This window comes from Streptomyces aurantiacus (assembly GCF_001418335.1).
Lineage (GTDB): Bacteria > Actinomycetota > Actinomycetes > Streptomycetales > Streptomycetaceae > Streptomyces > Streptomyces aurantiacus.
Genome location: NZ_LIPP01000560.1, coordinates 1 through 1053, shown reverse-complemented (window position 1 = coordinate 1053; position 1053 = coordinate 1). Strand labels below are relative to the sequence as shown.

The following is a 1053-nucleotide window of genomic DNA, read 5'->3' as shown; positions in this document are numbered from 1 at the left end:
GGGGGCGTGCGCGCGCAGGCCGGCCCGGGTGGCCAGGCCGACCGAGCCACCCAGGCCCACCCCGCGGACGCACCCGTCCCACCGCCCCCCGTGGGTGAGCGCCGAGGAGGGGCACGGTGAGGCGCGTCGCCTACTTCTTCGGGGGTGCGGCGGCAGCGGGAGCCGGCACGTACGTCGTCGTCTATCTGTACCGGTGGCAGTGGCAACGAGCCATCCTGTGCGGCGTGCTGCTGCTCGTCGTCGAGGTGATGCTTCTCGGGATCGTGCTGCTCGGGCGGCTCGCGCGGATCGAGGCACGGCTGAGCGACGCCGACCGGCGGCAGGAGGACGTCCTCGCGCGGTTGCGGGAGAAGGAGGCGCCGTCGGGTGCGGCCGGCGACCGGTTCCGCTGGCTGGACGAGCCGACGAGCCGTACGTATGTCTTCGTACCGGTTCTCATGGTCACCGGTGTGCTGCTCTCCGGGCTCGCCTGGGTGGTGCAGCGGATCGCGTCGGCCACGGCCGGGCCCACGGCGGAACGGCGGCTCGCCGGGCGCCTCTCCGTCCTGGCCGCACCCGATCCGGACGGCGGTGCGGATCTGGACGACCTGCCCCCGCCCGGCGCCCCGCGGGGACACGGGCGCGCCCTGCGCGTGCTCGCCGTGGGTGTGATCGGGGCCGCGCTGCTCGGGGCGCTCGTCGACGGTCTCGCCGACCTCACACAGACCCGCGAGGAGGAGAGGACGGACTCCAAGGCGACCTCCCTGCTCCTGCGTGTCGACATGCGCGGCACGAACATGACCGCCGAACGGCAGTCTCTCGCCGCACGCCAACTCTGGGAACGGTGCCGGGACTCGACGTCCGTACCGCTGAACCGCGCCAGCCTCGGCGCGTTGGGCGACGGCCTCTTCGCCGGCGTCGTCCAGCCCGCGCTGACCGACCACGACCGCATGCGCCTGCGCGGCTGCCTGGAGGACGCCGGCCTGGACCGTACGCACCTCACGGTGGTCGGCATCAGCGACGCGAACGCGGACGCCGGCACCGGCGCTGACGGCGACAGCGACAGCGACAGCG

Annotated in this window: 1 protein-coding gene; it reads left to right on the top strand. The window is 74.3% G+C overall.

Going from position 1 to position 1053, the window contains the following annotated elements; translation table 11 throughout:
• Window positions 1-116: 116 nt before the first annotated feature.
• The coding region (locus tag AOK01_RS40240; RefSeq protein ID WP_063792957.1) for a hypothetical protein at window positions 117-1053 on the top strand (937 nt) is incomplete at its 3' end.